The organism is Bacillus sp. FJAT-27231, assembly GCF_001183975.1.
Classification (GTDB): Bacteria; Bacillota; Bacilli; order Bacillales; family Domibacillaceae; genus Pseudobacillus; species Pseudobacillus wudalianchiensis.
Genome location: NZ_LFZU01000001.1, coordinates 1 through 267, shown reverse-complemented (window position 1 = coordinate 267; position 267 = coordinate 1). Strand labels below are relative to the sequence as shown.

Sequence of the window (267 nt, the reverse complement as noted above, 5' to 3'; positions counted from 1 at the left end):
GCCAGGATCAAACTCTCCAAAAAGATGTTTGACTTGCTCATAATTAAAAATAAGAATTAACTTACTGGCATGTATTTTGTTCAGTTTTCAAAGATCAATTTTTCTTTTTTACAAGACTTTTATTATATTAACAGATCTAAATTAAGCTGTCAATATATTTTTTGGTGGAGCCTAGCGGGATCGAACCGCTGACCTCCTGCGTGCAAAGCAGGCGCTCTCCCAGCTGAGCTAAGGCCCCATTTTATATGACGACTGCTTTCTAGCAGT

At 37.8% G+C, this 267-nt stretch carries 1 tRNA gene; it reads right to left on the bottom strand.

The window, feature by feature from the left end:
- Window positions 1-162: 162 nt before the first annotated feature.
- Window positions 163-238 (bottom strand) — tRNA-Ala (locus AC623_RS00005).
- Window positions 239-267 lie beyond the last annotated feature (29 nt).